Below are 16,269 nucleotides of genomic sequence, written 5' to 3'. Positions count from 1 at the left end.
CGAATTCAAGGTGGTGGAGCAGTTGCCCGAGGGCAGCGCCCTGGCACAGATCCAGGCCAAGGGCTACGCCGATAAATACCGCGCCCAGAACCAGCCGATTCACCTCATCGGCGTGGAGTTCTCCCGCCAGCAGCGACAGATCGTGGCTTTCGATCACACGCAGGCGTAATGCCGGCAATTAACCGCTCCCTCCTGCGGATTTCGCGACTGCCAGCATCGGCCATCATCACCTCCAGTCCGCGCTGGGCTTACCAACTCATTCCAGCATATTGTCGAATACGGTCGACGCACTACTGAAGCGTGCGCACCTTGGAAAACGAAGCCACCGTGTACGGTGGCAGCAAGTCCACCACCTCTCCGCTATGAGCGAAGCCCTTCACCCCTTTCTTGAGCAGTTCGCAGGCCAGGTTGCAATCCAGGCCCTGCTCGGCATCCCGCAAGCCGTCGAGCAGGGTTTCCAACGCCTCCGAGGGTAGTCGCTCCTCCTGCGCACGCAGGATCTTGGGATGCGAAGTACCGATCACGTTGTCGCCGATCAACAGCTCCTCGTAGAGCTTTTCACCCGGGCGCAAGCCGGTGAACACGATTTCGATATCGCCCGCCGGATGCTCTTCGTCCTTCACTTCCAGCCCGGTGAGCTGAATCATGCGCCGTGCCAGATCGACGATCTTGACCGAATCGCCCATGTCGAGCACGAAGACATCGCCCCCTTCGGCCATGGAGCCCGCCTGGATGACGAGCAAGGCGGCCTCGGGAATGGTCATGAAAAAGCGGGTGATGTCGGGATGCGTGACCGTCACGGGCCCGCCCTGCTCGATCTGTCGGCGGAACAGCGGCACCACGGAGCCGCTGGAACCCAGCACGTTGCCGAAGCGCACCATCGAGAAAATGGTGCGATGCGCCGTGCCCGCGTCGCGCCGCGCGGCCAGATCCTGCAGCACCAGTTCCGCCATGCGCTTGGTCGCCCCCATCACGTTGGTGGGGCGCACCGCCTTGTCGGTGGAGATCAGCACGCAGCGCTCCACCTCCAGGCGTGCAGCGCTTTCCGCCACTACGCGAGTGCCCTCGATGTTGTTGCGCACGCCTTCCAGCACGTTGTTCTCGACGATGGGCACATGCTTGTAGGCCGCCGCGTGATAGAGGGTCTGCACGCCATAATGGCGGATGACCGCCTCGACGCGCGAACGGTCGCACACGCTGCCGAGCAGCGCATAGATGGGAAAGTCGCCGGCCAGCTCGCCTTTCAGTGCTTCCAGTTCCTGGCCGATGGAGTAGAGGCCGTATTCGCTGATTTCGAACAGCACCAGCGCGCGCGGGCTGCCACGCATCACCTGCCGGCACATCTCGCTGCCGATGGAGCCGCCAGCGCCGGTCACCATCACCACCTTGTCGCGCACGCTGGCATCGATCAGCTCGGCTCGCGGCGGCACCGGATCGCGCCCCAGCAGGTCTTCCAGCTCCACCTCGCGCAGTTGATCGACGCTGGCCTCGCCGGACACGATCTCCGGCATGGAAGGCACCGTCTGCACGTGCACCGGCATGTCGGCCAGGTTGTCGAGGGCCTGCTTGCGTTGCGCCTTGGTGGCAGTCGGCATGGCCAGCAGCACGCGGCCGATGCTGAGCTGACGAGCCACGCTGCGGAAAGCCGCCGGGTCATAGACCTTCACGCCCTTGATGGTGCTGCCCCACAGTGCCGGATCGTCGTCCAGGAAGGCCGCCGTGAAGAACTCGCGGCCGCTGGACAGCGCCAGGGCCAGCTGTGCCCCGGCACCGCCGGCACCGTAGATGGCCACGGCCTCCTTCTCGGTATAGTGACGAATCAGCCAGTGATAATAGCTGCGCACCAGCAAACGGGTACCGCCGACGTAGACCAGCGTCACCAGCGCAAAATTGACCGGCACCGAGCGCGGAAAGCCCTGCCACTGATAGAAGAACGCGGTGGCCCACATCAGCACCGCCAGCAGCGCCGAGCCCTTGACCACCGCCCACAACGCCTGCGGCCCCATGAAACGCACCACCGCACGGTAGAGGCCCAGGCGCGCGAACACGAACACCCCTACGACGGGCATCACCAGGAACAGCCACCAGAAGGGCTCGATGTAGCGCCCCGGCCACCACTCGGCAAAGCGCAGAGCATAGGCCGACCATAGCGCCATCGGCAGAGCGACCAGGTCGGCCGTCACCATGATCAGGCGCTTCTTGGCCCGGCTCAGCGTCGTCAGCCGGCGATGTAGACGGTCGGAACGTGCCACGGTCGTGGTCCTGGCTGTTCAAAGGAATGGAAGGAAGACAAGTTTAGGGAAGCGAGGCAGCGTGCACAACGCTGCCTCGCTTTCTCGACGAAGTTAAGGGCGTGTCGTAGTGGGCGTCACCAGCGATACGCCACGGCAAGCCGCGCGCCGTGTTCGGTTTCACGGTCGGCGAACGAGCCCTCGTACTGGCCGCTGATCGCCACGCTGGCCTGGCCGGGCAGTTCGCGCTCCCAGCTGAGGCCGGAGCTCACGTCGGCGCTGTGCACGGTACGGTCGTCCGGGGTGACCACGAAGCTGCCGGCGCCAGCGTCGGCACTCAGCGCAGCCCGCGTGCCGCCACCGGACTGATTGCGCATGCCCCAGGCCAGGCCGCCGGTGAGGTGAATCACGCTGTCGTCCCGGCGCCGCACCACATAACCGGCATCCACGCCCAGGCTGGTGCGCCATACCTCCTGGCGCTGCGAGCCGTACTCCATGGTGAGTGCAGAGCTGCCTCGCTCCTCATAGTCGGTCTGGTGCAGCCAGCTATGCATCAGTCGCGCATTGGGCACCAACTCCCACCCCTCGTCCATCTCGATCACGTAGCTGGCACCCAGCGCCAGGGTCACGTCCTCGCTGCGGTTGCTGCCCTCCACCACCTCGGTGGTCGCACCGGCGATCTCGCGACGATGCTCGTTATCGCCGAAACCGGCCATCAACGTGGCATCCAGGATCACCGCATCGCGGCGCCAGGCGGTGTAGGCGCCGACGTTGACGCTATCGATCTCGGTGCGCGCATTGGCGGCATCGTCGCCCTTGACGCGACCGCGGCCCACCCCTACGAACACCCCCGCCAGCGTGCTATCGCTCAGCCAGCGATCCATGCCCAGCATGGCGCCGTAGCTGCGGAAGTCGTAGTCGTCGCCGGAGCCCTTGCTCACGTACCCCTCGGCCCAGCTGCTCATTCGCCCAGCAGCGCTTTCGCCCTGGTAGGAAAGCTGCGAAGCCATGCCCAGCAGGCCCTCGACGGACTCGTGGTCGCCGTAGCGCATCACGCTGGCATCCAGCTCGGCCGCACCCAGCGAGGCCCAGTTTTCCCGCTGTTGCTGGGCGGTTTGCCCGGCCAGAGTGCTGGCGAGCTCGAAGTTGGACCCCATCTGGCCGCCCATGCCGGTGCTGGCGAAGCGCTTGCCCAAGGTGTTGAGCATGCTGCGGTTGGCGCTGACGCTGGCATCGCGCACACCGCTGCGCGACACGCTGGAGCTCATGCTCTCGACGAAACGCGCGCGCTGCGCCTCGTTCAGCCCGGCCTGGGCGGCCAAGGCATCCAGCACGGGGCTGTCGGGGTCGCTCAGGCCCAGCTCGCTCACCACACGATCCAGATAGGCGCCACCCGACTGGTTGCGGCTGCCTTCCACCGGCACCTCGAAAACGCCCTCCTCGCCGACCACCACCACGGAGCCCGGCCCGAACACGAAGAACGACAGCGGATAACCGAGTTCACTACCAGGCGAATAGGTCGAGATCACCACCGTATAGCGCTGGCCACCCTCCAATTCCAGGCTCACAGCCGGACATAAACTGGCACGAGAGCCACACGCTTCCGGCTCTAGATCTTGCGCCTGCAAGTCGTCGCTGATGTCACTGCCGTCGACTTGCCTCGAATAATCGTCGTTACCGGTTATGAAACCGTCGCCCGGACGCTCCGGGTCGAAGACGCCACGATAGATCACCATGGCAGTATCCACCGGTGCCTGGCTCTGGCCCATCAGGTACTCGCCCGACGCCTGCACGTCCAGTTCCTGGGCGATGAAATTGAAATCGTTGTTGCCCGATTCGATATCCCCATTGCCCAAATTGGTGTAGCTGATGTTGCTCCAGTTGATCGACATGCTGCCCTCGAAGGTGTGGTCATCCTCCAGCGTGAACTCGGTCAGCACATCGGCATGGGCGGAGAGAGGAAGCGCAGCGCAGGCAGCGGCCAGCAAAGCGGGTCGGAAGCGGGGCGTCAGGGTCATCATGCGGGTCTCCAACGTTATTATTTGTTTCGAAACATTAACGACCTATCGGCCCATCCTCATGAGACTTGAGGAAAAAGCGCTCCCGATGAAGGAAGCTACCGCGTTACAACCCGCTACACTTGGTTATATCCCTCCCGCAACCGAGCGCCCATCATGCCATCCTTCCCTTTCAGCAGGCGCTGGCTGACGCTGCCGGTGATGGTCGGACTGGCCATGCCGGTCATGGCCAGTGAGCACGAGCCGTTCATCGACGGCAATCTGACTCCCCAATCCCGAGTGCTCGCCCTGAATGCCGAGGAATCGGCCGAGCTGTTCGATACGGTGGTCGACATCGAGTCACTGGGCGACGAGGCTTTCGAGCTGGTCATCGAATCGCCGCCAAGCTTTCTCGCCCCCTTGGAACCGGGCTGGCGGCTGGTTGCCGCCACCGACGAACCGCTTCACCCGCTGGGGCGAGCAGAACGGCAGCTGGTGAACTCTGGCCTGCTAACGCATGTGAAAGCGCTCGACAGCGATGACGATGGCACCTTGAGGCTGTCGCTCGAACCCGCCGAGCTGGAAGACGTGATCGAAAGCGGCACGCTGACCATCGTCGCCGTGGAGCGCGTCTCCTCCGAAGAAGAGGACTTTCCGGTAGAGACCTTGCTGGGCAAAGCCATCCCACCGGCGGGGCGCTGGCTGCCGGCCGCCTTTCAGGAGCGAAGCTGGGAGCCGTGCCCGCCCGACGATACCGCCCTCGCGCAAGAGAAAACCCTGTACTTCACGCCAAGCGCCAGCGCCCGGATTCACTACCAGGCCACGCTCGCCCTGAAGCGGGAGATGACGTTCGAAGGCGGTCGGTTGACCGAAGCCCAATTGGAAGGTCGCCTGTGCCAGGGGGCGGAAATCACCCCACGCTTCGAAGAGAGCTTCAAGGAAGATAAGCCCATCTGGACGCGCCAGAAAGGGCCCTACTACCGCATGGTGGGCTGGGTACCCATCATGTTGACCGTGAATACCCGGCTCGATGCCGTGCTGGAGAGCAGCGCACGCCTCACGACGAGCGACCCCTTCCGCCTGCACCACGACAGCGCCGGCGGCCTGCGGCTGCAAGACGGCGACTGGCAGCTTCAGCAACGCCCTTCTAGCCGGCAACCCCTTCGGCTGCCCTCCCCGATGCCGGAAGCCAGCCTCGACGCAAGCCTGGCCCTGGAACCGCGGCTGGAACTGATCCTCTACGGCAGCGGCGGCCCCTATCTGGAGGCCAGCGCCGCCACGAACGCCACCTGGCAGCCCGGCCGGCAACCCCGCAGCGACTTGAGCCTCACGCTGACCGGCGGCCTCGCCTACCGCAACGGCCTGTGGCGCGATGACTGGCAAGACACCCGGCTCGAGCCGCCTCTCTACCGCTGGCCCGATGACGGGAATGACGATGAGGACCGGAGCGCCGTCACAGCACCCGCTTCACCAGCTGCGACACCAGCTCCTGCTGAGTGAACTCGGCGCTCTTCAAGGTCACCTCGGCCCCTAGCGGCACCTCATAGGGGCTGCTGATGCCGGTGAAGTCCTTGATCCTCCCTTCGCGGGCCTTCTGGTAGAGCCCTTTCGGGTCGCGCTCTTCGCAAATGTCGAGCGGCGCATCGACGTGCACTTCCACGAAACTGCCGTCGTCGAACAGTTCGCGGGCCTGATCGCGGTCGGCACGGAACGGCGAGATGAACGCCGTGATGACGATGATGCCCGCCTCGGCGAACAACCGCGCCACCTCGCCCACGCGGCGGATGTTCTCGGCGCGGTCTCGCTCGCTCATGCCGAGATCCTTGCACAGGCCGTGGCGCACGTTGTCGCCGTCGAGCAGCATGGTGTGATAGCCGCGGCGATTGAGCTCCACTTCCAACGCATTGGCCAGGGTCGACTTGCCGGAGCCCGACAGCCCCGTGAACCAGATGCACTTTCCCTGGTGGCCGTTGATCTGCTCGCGCATGGCCTGGGTCACGCTAGTGCGGTTCCACACCACGTTGGCCTTGCTGTCGTGCTCACGGAACTCGTAGGGCAGCTCGCTCTCCAGCGGCTGGTGGATCATGCCCGCGCCCACGGTGATGTTGGTCAGCCGGTCGATGATGATGAAGCTGCCGGTACCCGGGCTGGAGCGGTAGTCGTCCACCGGTACCGGGGCGGTGAGCTCCACGCGGCAGCGAGCGATGGCGTTGAGATCCAGGTGCTCGGCGTGGCGCTGCTCCAGAGTGTTGACGTCGATCTGGTAATCGATGGCGCCCACCTTCCCTGCCATGTCGCGGGTGGCGAGCTTGAGATCGTAGAGCTTGCCCGGCGTGAGCGGTGTCTCGTGCATCCACACGATATCCGCCTCGAAGCTGGAGGCCAGCGGCACCTGTTCCTCGGCGCCCACCAGCCAATCGCCCCGCGAGATGTCGATCTCGTCTTCCAGCGTCACGGTGATCGCCTGGCCGGGGAAGGCCGCTTCAAGATCGCCATCGAAGGTGACCAGGCGCTCGACCTTGCTGGTCTTGCCCGAAGGCAGCGCCCGCACCGCCTGCCCCGGCTGCAGGATGCCGGCGGCCAGGGTGCCGCAGTAGCCGCGAAAGTCCAGATTGGGGCGATTGACGTACTGCACCGGCAGGCGCAGGTCGCGCAGGTTGCGGTCGTGGGTGACCTCCACGCTCTCCAGCAGCTCGAGCAGCGCCGGCCCCTCGTACCAGCTCATGGCCGCGCTCGGGTTGACCACGTTGTCGCCCTTCAGCGCCGAGAGCGGCACGAAGCGAACGTCGCGGGCTTCCAGCTTCTCCGCCAATTCCCGATACTCGGCGACGATCTCCTCATAGCGCTCCTGCGAGTAGTCGACCAGGTCCATCTTGTTGATCGCCACCACCAGGTGCTGGATGCCCAGCAGATCGCAGATGAAGCTGTGCCGCCGGGTCTGGGTCTGCACGCCGTGGCGCGCATCGATCAGAATCACCGCCAGGCTCGCCGTGGAAGCCCCGGTCGCCATGTTGCGAGTGTACTGCTCATGGCCTGGGGTATCGGCGATGATGAACTTGCGCTTGTCGGTGGAAAAATAGCGATAGGCGACATCGATGGTGATGCCCTGCTCGCGCTCCGACTGCAGCCCATCCACCAGCAGCGCCAGATCCACCGCATCCCCGGTGGTACCGCTGGTCTTCGACGCCTGGGTGATCGCCGCCAGTTGGTCCTCGTAGATCATCTTGGAATCGTGCAGCAACCGCCCGATCAGCGTCGACTTGCCGTCGTCGACGCTGCCGCAGGTGATGAAGCGGAGCAGATCCTTGTTTTCGTGCTCGTGGAGGTACTGCTCGATGTCGTCGGAGATCAAAGCCGATTGGTGTGACATGACAAAACCTTTAGATATAAGAGAGAAGAGGGAAGAAGGAAGAAACTCCGCTTATCCTGCGTCGAAGTCGCCCTGCTTACGAATCAGCCCAGTCAGCATGGCAGCGATCTCCTTTGTTTCTTTCACCCACTCATTCCCTTTCTCGCGTTCGATGTAGCCGATCTCCACGCCAATGTAAATCTGCGTCCGGAGTTCGGCACAAGATCCCTTGGCGATATAGAGAAACTTGATTCGGTCCTTGACGGAAGGTCTCGTCATGCCTTCGGCAATATTGCTCGGCACCGACAGGCCGGATCGTGTGATCTGATCCTTGAAGCCGAAATCCCGGGAATCGGCAAAATGGCGGTACAGTGATGCCGACAAACGTGCCGACCGCTTCCAAACATTAAGCCGCTCAAAGTCCATGCCATCTTCCCTCTTCCGACTTCCCTCTTCCGTCTTTCTAACGCGCCTCCGGCGCGTTAGAAGTACCCCTCCCTCTTCTTCCGCTCCATGCTTCCCGCCTGGTCATGATCGATGGCGCGGCCGCTGCGTTCGGAGGTGCGGGTGAGCAGCATCTCCTGGATGATCTCGGGCAGGGTGGCGGCCTTCGATTCCACCGCGCCGGTGAGCGGGTAGCAGCCCAGGGTGCGGAAACGTACCCAGCGCTGCTCGGGCACTTCGCCGGGCTCCAGCGGCATGCGCTCGTCGTCGACCATCACCAGCATGCCGTCGCGCTCCACCACCGGGCGCGGGGCGGCGTAGTAGAGCGGCACGATGGGAATCGATTCGAGGTAGATGTACTGCCAGATGTCCAGCTCGGTCCAGTTGGAGAGCGGAAAAACGCGGATCGATTCGCCCTTGTCCACCTTGGCGTTGTAGACGTTCCACAGCTCGGGGCGCTGGCTCTTGGGGTCCCAGCGGTGGTGCTTGTCGCGGAACGAGAACACCCGCTCCTTGGCCCGGCTGGCTTCCTCGTCGCGCCGCGCGCCGCCGAAGGCGGCATCGAAGCGATGCTCGCTCAGCGCCTGCTTGAGCGCATCCGTCTTCATCACGTCGGTGTACTTGGCGCTGCCGTGGTCGAAGGGGTTGATGCCGGCGGCGCGCCCCTCTTCGTTGATGTGCTCGATCAACTCCATGCCGGATTCCGCCGCCATGCGGTCGCGAAACTCGATCATCTCGCGAAACTTCCAGGTGGTGTTGACGTGCAGCAGCGGGAATGGCGGCGGCCCGGGATAGAAGGCCTTGCGCGCCAGGTGCAGCATCACCGAGGAATCCTTGCCGATGGAATACATCATCACCGGGTTGGCGAACTCGGCCGCCACCTCGCGGATGATGTGGATCGACTCGGCCTCGAGCTGTTTGAGGTGAGTTTGGCGTTCTGCGGATAGTTCAGACATCTTATTTAGCCTTCGAACTTAGAGACAATAACTGACAATTAGCTGAAAGTCCCCGGCTTCGCCGGGAGCTGGAAGCTCGAAGCTCGAAGCTGGAAGAAAAAGCCACCACCCATCAGCTTACTGCTCTGGTTTTGATCTTGGGGTTTCTTCAAGCTTCCAGCCGCGAAGCGGCGCTCTTCAAGCTTGCACTGAAAGTGCGGCCCAAAGGGCCCCTTCCCAGCGTTCGTCGCGCTGGCCGCAAACGATGAAGAAGGGGTTGAGCACGCTTTCTTGACGGTTGCAGCGCAGCGGTTCGAGGGTGGTGGCGTCGAGCACTTCGCCACCCGCGGCGGTGACCACGGCCTGGGCGGCGGCGGTGTCCCATTCGCTGGTGGGCGCCAGGCGGGGGTAGAGATCGGCCGCACCTTCGGCCACCAGGCACAGCTTCAGCGAGCTGCCCATGGAAACGCACTCATGGGCGGGCAGCCCGGCGCAGAAGGCCTCGAACGCTTCGGCGCCGTGGCGGCGGCTGCCCACCACCTTCCAGGGCGCCTCGCTCGGGTCGGGCAGTTCACGCACGCGGATGGGCACGGCTTCGCCCGCCTGCCACTTGCTGGCGCCCTGCCCCACCTGGCCGATCCAGGTAGTCTCGAGCACCGGCGCATGCACGATGCCGAACACCGGCACGCCGCGCTCCACCAGCGCCACGTTCAGGGTGAACTCGCCGTTCTTGCCGATGAACTCCTTGGTGCCGTCCAGCGGATCGATCAGCCAGTAGCGCTCCCAACCGTGGCGTGTCTCGAAGGGAATCTCGCCGGACTCCTCGGAAAGCACCGGCACCTGCGGCGTCACCTCACCCAGCAACGCCACCAGGGCATGGTGAGACGCCATGTCCGCCTCGGTCAGCGGGCTCTCGTCCGCCTTCGTCTCCACCGAAAAATCCCGCGAATAGATCGCCAGCACCTCACGGCCAGCGGCATGAACGCCCTCGATCAAGCGCAGGCGCATGTCATCGGTAACGAAATCGGTCAAGAATAATCTCCTTCGGGATTCGGGATTCGGGATTCGGGATTCGGGATTTGCCGGCATGATGCACCGCCGCTGCCATCTTGCAACTTCCCGCTCGTAGCTCGTAGCCCGTAGCCCGCGGCTCGCAGCTCGCAGCCCGCAGCTAGAAATTCCAAACCACCGGTATCAACCCCACGGCAGTGGCGCCGACGATCAGGCTGAGCGGGGCGCCGAGGCGCAGGTAGTCGGTGAAGCGGTAGCCACCGGGGCCGAGCACCATCAGGTTGGTCTGGTAGCCCAGCGGGGTCATGAAGCTGGCCGAGGCGGCGAACATCACCGCCACGGCGAAGGGCAGCACGTCGACACCCAACTGCTCGGCCACCGCCATGGCGATGGGGAACATCAGCACCGCGGCGGCGTTGTTGGTGATCAGCTCGGTGAAGATCACCGTCATCAGATACACCAGCGCCAGCGCGGCCCAGGGGGCCAGGCCATCGATCAGCAACAGCCACTGGGCGATCTGCGCGGCGGCACCGGTCTTGGCCATGGCGGCGCCCAGGGCGAAGGAGGCGGCGATCACGATCAGCACGGTGAGATCGAGATAACGCCGCGCCTTGCTGGCCGGCACGCAACGCGTAACCAGCATGGCGCCGCCGGCCAGCAGCGCCGCCTCGAGAATGCTCACCAGCCCGCTGGCGCTGAGCGCCACCATGCCCCCCAGAATGCCCAGCGCCACCGGCGCCTTGCGAAAATCGGGCGGCGTGGAGTCGTTCAAACCGCTGACCAGCAGAAAATCCTTGCGGTAGCGGTACTGGTCGACGAAATCCTGGGCCGTTTCCAGCAGCAGGGTGTCGCCCACCTGCAGGCGAATGTCGCCCAGCTTGCCGGGCAGGCGCTTGCCATGGCGCGAAATGGAAAGAATCACCGCCTGATAGCGCGACCGAAAGCGCGACTCGCGCACCGTTTGGTGCAGGCCGGCGAAATCCGGGCCGATCACCGCTTCCACCAGGCAGCGCCGGTGGTGGGCGATATCCAGCTTGTGCACGTCGCCGCCGGCCGGGCGCAGCCCGTGGATGCGGCGCAGCTCACGGGCGCATTCCGGCGCGCCGATGAACACCAGCACGTCGCCGGCCAACAGCTCGGTTTCCGGCGGTACCGCCGTCAGCAGGCGGCCATGGCGCTCGATATCGGCCAGGTAGCCATGGGCCAGGCTGCGCAGCCCGGCTGCGGCAATCGTCTTGCCGGCCAGCGGGCCCTTCTCTTCCACCACCACTTCCACCGCGTACTCGCGGGCCTGTTCTAGCTGTTCCAGCACGCCCTGGCGATCCGGCAGCAGCTTGTTGGCGAACAGCATCAGAAAGCCGCCGCCCACCACCAGCAAGGGCACGCCCACCCAGGCCAGCTCGAACATCGCCAGCGACACGCCGCGCTCGGTCTGCAACAGGCCATCCACCACCAGGTTGGTGCTGGTGCCGATCAACGTGCAGGTACCGCCGAGAATGGCCGCATAGCTCAGCGGCAGCAGCAGCTTGGAAGGCGGCAGCTTGAGCCGCGCCGCCCACTCCTGAACGGCGGGAATGAACATCGCCACCACAGTGGTGTTGTTCATGAACGCGCTCAGGCCGGAAGCCGGCAGCAGCACGCGCGCCTGCGCCTGTCGCAAACCCCGCGGCCGCCCCAGCAGGCGGTGGGCGATCCACTGGATGGCGCCAGTCTCTTTCAGCCCGGCCGCCACCACGTAGAGCGTGGCGATGGTCATCACGCCGGGGTTGGAAAACCCCACCAGCGCCTCGCCGGGCTCGAGAATTCCGCTGACCACCAGCAGCGCCAGGGCAGCCATCAGCACCACATCCGGCGCAATGCGGGTCACTACCAGCGTAACGAGAACCGCCAGCACGGTAGCCAGCGTAAACAGGGCTTCGAAGGGCATCAAAATATCTTAGAGAAAGGCGTTTTACTGCGATACGGGCAGGTATCGCAGTGAAGGGGTCAGTGCAGCTCGCCCTGTCCCACTTTCCACTGTTCCAGTAGCGTCAACTCTTCTTGACTCAACGTCGAGCGCACACTGGAGTTACTAATCTGCCAGGCAAGCAACTCACTGCTAACGCCATAGGCATCACGCAATTCAATGGCAACGGCACGCAGGTCAGCGCCATCACGTACGAAACTGGCAGCAGTCTCTCGTGGCAGCAAAAACTCCGCCGCAAAAGCACGAGCCCGCTTTTCGGGGTATTCGGGCGTTCTCCCCCCCAACACTTCGGCAGCCGGCAAGGCACCTTCCCGATCCAACAGCAGGTGTGCCACTTCGTGCGCCAAAGTCGCTCGCTCCCCGAACGAGTGGGCAGAGCGCGCGCCAGGCGCAAGGTTGATTACGATAATCGGCCCATGTCGTTCCCCCCAGGCCGTCATTGCATCGATGGGGGAGCCTTCTTGTGCAACCGAATCGACCTCAATACCCCATGCCTCGAGATAGGCTTTGGGATCTACGGGGTCTTTCCCGCTCAATCCCAGCGCATGACGCAAGCGCATCGCAGCCCAGTACCCCTGCTCATGGGGAGGGCCTATCTCGCGGAACTCGCTAAGGATGCAAGCAGACAGCCGGTCCAACTCTGCAGTATCCCGACGTGGCGATTGCAATACCCTGGCCAATAACTCCCGCTGATCCGCTTCGAGGACCACACCGGTCGTCATCCGAGCCACCGCACGAATCTCGGGCAACTGCCACATTTCCTCAGGCAGCGAACCACCTTCCAGGTGTCGTCGCGATGAAGCGGAAAGCCCCGTCGTGATATCCAGCTCGTGCTCTTCCAGCCGGGTCTCTCGCCGTTCCCACCATGCTACGGCGCGCCGAGCCCGCTCGTTGTCGCTCTCCTGCAGTGCTTCAGCCAAGTAATCCCCAACGGCTTCTAGCGTTCGCTGAACACGATCCCATGAACATACCAGCGTCTTGCGAAGGCTGGCTGCCGAAACATGACACTTCCTGCCTTGACGGAGCACTATCAGAGACGGCAAGAAGATTCCCTTGAATGCCTCGGCCAAATCGTGGCGCGCGATGAAACGATGAGCCGCCTCTTCTTCCGCTTCGACTTGCTCTGCAGGCATGTCGATCCAGCGGCGCTCGGCTTCCTGAAGGAAAAAGCCAGGGTATAGAGGGGCAACCGGTACCGGATAAGTCTCTTCGAGAACGAGCCATGGCCACCATCGGCCTAGAAACTCGAGCAGATCTCCCCAAGTCCACTCGATCGGTGCTTCCCCGTTTTCACCCTGAGCATGCCACACAGGTTCTCCAGCCAGCAGAATGCGCCCCTGCCCCTGAGCCAGCCCCTGAGGCGGGCCATTGGACAAACAGAGCTCGACCTGAAGGCCATCAGGCTCACCGATCAGTCTCGGTTCGGATCGTACTGCTTTAGCCATCGTTCCAACTCTTTTCTCTCTCCATGGCGATCTGCGCACTCCCTCAACTGCCTTCGCAGCCTTCTACCAAGGCCGCAACGACCAGGTAAATCCCCCCGCCATGGGTAAGCATGATAGGAATATCCAGGATTCGTAGGAGCGGCGGCATAAACGACGCCCCGATAAACAGCATAGAAGAAATCGGGATAGGCGCTGTCGTCCGCCTGATAGACCGGTATCCCCCTCTCATTGAGAATTCGTTCTGCAAGCTCTTGATCAATATGCTTCGGACACTTCCCCACGGGACCGCTATCACCCGGAACGAATCCGGCGTAATCATGGCGCCAGCGATGCTTGTAACGCCCTTCTCCCCTTTCGTAGCGCCATTCAGTCCCTTCATGGCACATCGTCGCCCTCTCCTGCTTCATCTGGCGATGAACTGGTCATCCACTGTCATGGTAATCGACATACACACCATCCGTCGCCTCGATCATCCCCAACGTCCGACTCACGTGGGCCTAGCCCTGGCAGGTCTCATCGATCTCGGCTTCCGTCAGGCTGGGGTGGCAGAGAAACCACACCTTCGGCGGCTGCCGTATCGGTCACTCGCCGAACAGCGCCTCCAGGCTTTCGGCGACCAGGATCTCATCCGTCCAGGCTTCCAGCTGCAACGCCTCTGCCGTTTCCAGCTTCGCGTGAACCCACGTCGGCAGCTCGCCGAAGCGCTTGGTCAGCAATCGCTGCAGAATCCGACGGGCTTCTTCCTGCCGCCCTTCCTGCCGCCCTTCCTGGCGCCCTTCCAGTCGCTCTTTCTTCACTAGGTTCTCAAGGTTCTCTGCCAACATATCTCTATCCTCCACCAGGCTTGCGAGGCGATCCAGGTCGAGCCTGGCCTTGGGGGCTACCCGCTGCAGATGCCGCTTGAGCCAGCGGGTGATGATCCGGTCGATACGTTCCTTGTGAGGATCGGCCTGGATGATCGCCACGATCCGGTTCACCGCTTGCTGCAACGCTTCCCAGCTCTCTCCGGCATTCTCCACGCCGAACACGCCGCTCAGCGGGCTCTGGCGCAATCCCAACTCCTCATCAGTGTAACGCCCTTCGTCGATCAGGTAGTAGCGCAGGCGCGGCTGGTAGACCTGCAAAAAGCCCGGCGGTTCCGGGCGGATCATGGAATAGATGTCCTGCTCGGCCGACCAGCGCCGAGAACCGTTGTAGAGCACGATGGGCAGCACCGGTGGCAACCCCTCACCCGGCGTGGTAACTCGGCTCTTGAGCAGGTGATCGTAGAAACAGGCCACGTAGTGCAACAGCCGGATGGCCATGGTGTGATCCACCGAGGACTGGAACTCTAGCAAGATGTACAAGAAAACCCGCTGGGTCACGCCCTGCCAACTGATCTCCACCGACCACACCACGTCTTCGAATTTTTCTTCGAACAGCGGCGTGATGTAGTTGCCACTGTGATTCGTCAGCGTCGAGAAATCCATCAGCGCCGAGATTCCGACCGGCGCGAAGCCCTCGATGAGTTGCTGCACGAACTCGGGGTGGCTGAACAGCTCCTTGTAACCCGTATCATGATAGTTGGCCATGCTCCGCTCCCTGCCGACCGCATGGCGATAGCCTACCACGCCTACCATCCACTCCATGAACGGGCCGTCCCCCGTCTACTGCACCGCCTCGGCCAGCACGCGGCAGGTCTCGTCGATCTCGGCTTCCGTCAGGGTGGGGGGCAGAGAAACATCAGGCCCGTCTTGCCCAGCACGCGGCCACGAGCGGCATGCTGGGCGAGGCTCGAAACCGCGGCCAGGAAGGGATGTGAAGTGGCGCTCAACACAATCGCGGCTTCTGCCAGAAGATCATTGACTGAAGAGTTCGTCGAGAGAGTTCGCGGTCAGCATTCGGGTTCCCCAGCGGCCGAGTTGCTCATCGGTTGCCCGCGCGAGCTTCTCGTCTACCCAGGGTGGCAAATCGCCATACTTGAAAGCCAACTGCATGCGGAGCAGGCCCGCAAACCCTTCCTGCCGGCCTTCCAGTCGCTCTTTCTTCACTAGGTTCTCAAGGTTCTCTGCCAACATATCTCTATCCTCCACCAGGCTTGCGAGCTGATCCAGGTCGAGCCTGGCCTTGGGGGCTACCCGCTGCAGATGCCGCTTGAGCCAGCGGGTGATGATCCGGTCGATACGTTCCTTGTTAGGATCGGCCTGGATGATCGCCACGATCCGGTTCACCGCTTGCTGCAGCGCTTCCCAACTCTGGCCGGCGTTCTCCACGCCGAACACACCGCTCAGCGGGCTCTGGCGCAACCCCAACTCCTCGTCAGTGTAACGCCCTTCGTCGATCAGGTAGTAGCGAAGGCGCGGCTGGTAGACCTGCAAAAAGCCCGGCGGTTCCGGGCGGATCATGGAATAGATGTCCTGCTCGGCCGACCAGCGCCGAGAACCGTTGTAGAGCACGATGGGCAGCACCGGCGGCAACCCCTCACCCGGCGTGGTGACTCGGCTCTTGAGCAGGTGATCGTAGAAACAGGCCACGTAGTGCAACAGCCGGATGGGCATGGTGTGATCCACCGAGGACTGGAACTCTAGCAAGATGTACAAGAAAACCCGCTGGGTCACGCCCTGCCAAGTGATCTCCACCGACCACACCACGTCTTCGAATTTTTCTTCGAACAACGGCGTGATGTAGTTGCCGCTGTGATTCGTCAGCGTCGAGAAATCCATCAGCGCCGAGATCTCGGCCGGCGCGAAGCCCTCGATGAGTTGCTGCACGAACTCCGGGTGGCTGAACAGCTCCTTGTAACCCGTATCATGATAGTTGGCCATGCTCCGCTCCCTGCCGACCGCATGGCGATAGCCTACCACGCCTACCATCCACTCTATGAACGGGCCGTCCCCCGTCTACTGTGCCGC

General features: G+C 63.2%; 12 protein-coding genes. 2 read left to right on the top strand and 10 right to left on the bottom strand.

The annotated features are described in order from the left end of the window. Positions 1-10: 10 nt before the first annotated feature. Positions 11-169 (top strand): PD-(D/E)XK nuclease domain-containing protein, encoded by a 159-nt coding sequence (locus GFD32_RS04015; RefSeq protein WP_320416207.1) that lies wholly within the window; start codon positions 11-13, stop codon positions 167-169. Positions 170-290: 121 nt separating this feature from the next. Here GFD32_RS04015 and GFD32_RS04010 read toward each other — a convergent pair whose 3' ends face one another. Together GFD32_RS04010 and GFD32_RS04005 are read right to left on the bottom strand one after the other, a co-directional pair. Next, the gene (locus GFD32_RS04010; RefSeq protein WP_205599037.1) at positions 291-2,252 is read right to left on the bottom strand and encodes a polysaccharide biosynthesis protein; all 1,962 of its coding nucleotides are present in this window, start codon (positions 2,250-2,252) and stop codon (positions 291-293) included. Between the two features lie 116 nt (positions 2,253-2,368). Further along, positions 2,369-4,252, bottom strand: coding sequence for an autotransporter outer membrane beta-barrel domain-containing protein (locus GFD32_RS04005; protein WP_163575272.1), 1,884 nt, complete (start codon positions 4,250-4,252; stop codon positions 2,369-2,371). Positions 4,253-4,405: 153 nt separating this feature from the next. Here GFD32_RS04005 and GFD32_RS04000 point away from each other — a divergent pair, with 153 nt between their 5' ends. Continuing rightward, positions 4,406-5,728 carry a hypothetical protein gene (locus GFD32_RS04000; RefSeq protein ID WP_163575271.1) on the top strand — a complete coding sequence of 441 codons (1,323 nt, stop codon included), beginning with the start codon at positions 4,406-4,408 and terminating at the stop codon, positions 5,726-5,728. Here the strand turns inward: GFD32_RS04000 and cysN are convergent. From cysN to GFD32_RS03960, 8 genes are all read right to left on the bottom strand, one after another. Further along, a complete protein-coding gene (gene cysN / locus GFD32_RS03995) occupies positions 5,682-7,598 on the bottom strand; it encodes a sulfate adenylyltransferase subunit CysN (protein WP_163575270.1) in 1,917 nt (638 codons plus the stop codon). The genes GFD32_RS04000 and cysN overlap by 47 nt on opposite strands. Positions 7,599-7,649: 51 nt before the next feature. Beyond that, positions 7,650-8,003 (bottom strand): four helix bundle protein, encoded by a 354-nt coding sequence (locus GFD32_RS03990; protein WP_163575269.1) that lies wholly within the window; start codon positions 8,001-8,003, stop codon positions 7,650-7,652. Positions 8,004-8,059: 56 nt separating this feature from the next. Beyond that, entirely contained in the window at positions 8,060-8,977 is a 918-nt protein-coding gene (gene cysD, locus GFD32_RS03985; protein WP_163575268.1) for a sulfate adenylyltransferase subunit CysD, read from the bottom strand. A gap of 177 nt (positions 8,978-9,154) precedes the next feature. Continuing rightward, entirely contained in the window at positions 9,155-9,964 is an 810-nt protein-coding gene (cysQ, locus tag GFD32_RS03980) for a 3'(2'),5'-bisphosphate nucleotidase CysQ (RefSeq protein ID WP_163575280.1), read from the bottom strand. A gap of 163 nt (positions 9,965-10,127) precedes the next feature. Further along, positions 10,128-11,894, bottom strand: coding sequence for an SLC13 family permease (locus tag GFD32_RS03975; protein ID WP_163575267.1), 1,767 nt, complete (start codon positions 11,892-11,894; stop codon positions 10,128-10,130). Positions 11,895-11,953: 59 nt separating this feature from the next. Beyond that, positions 11,954-13,378, bottom strand: coding sequence for an ImmA/IrrE family metallo-endopeptidase (locus GFD32_RS03970; RefSeq protein ID WP_163575266.1), 1,425 nt, complete (start codon positions 13,376-13,378; stop codon positions 11,954-11,956). A gap of 581 nt (positions 13,379-13,959) precedes the next feature. Continuing rightward, a complete protein-coding gene (locus GFD32_RS03965; protein ID WP_163575265.1) occupies positions 13,960-14,949 on the bottom strand; it encodes an Rpn family recombination-promoting nuclease/putative transposase in 990 nt (329 codons plus the stop codon). A 267-nt stretch (positions 14,950-15,216) separates the two neighbouring features. Continuing rightward, positions 15,217-16,182, bottom strand: a complete 966-nt coding sequence (locus GFD32_RS03960) for an Rpn family recombination-promoting nuclease/putative transposase (RefSeq protein ID WP_163575264.1) — start codon at positions 16,180-16,182, stop codon at positions 15,217-15,219. Positions 16,183-16,269: the final 87 nt, after the last annotated feature.

The sequence above is a fragment of the Halomonas faecis genome, from assembly GCF_010993975.1.
GTDB lineage: Bacteria > Pseudomonadota > Gammaproteobacteria > Pseudomonadales > Halomonadaceae > Halomonas > Halomonas faecis.
This window is presented reverse-complemented; position numbering and strand designations above follow the sequence as displayed.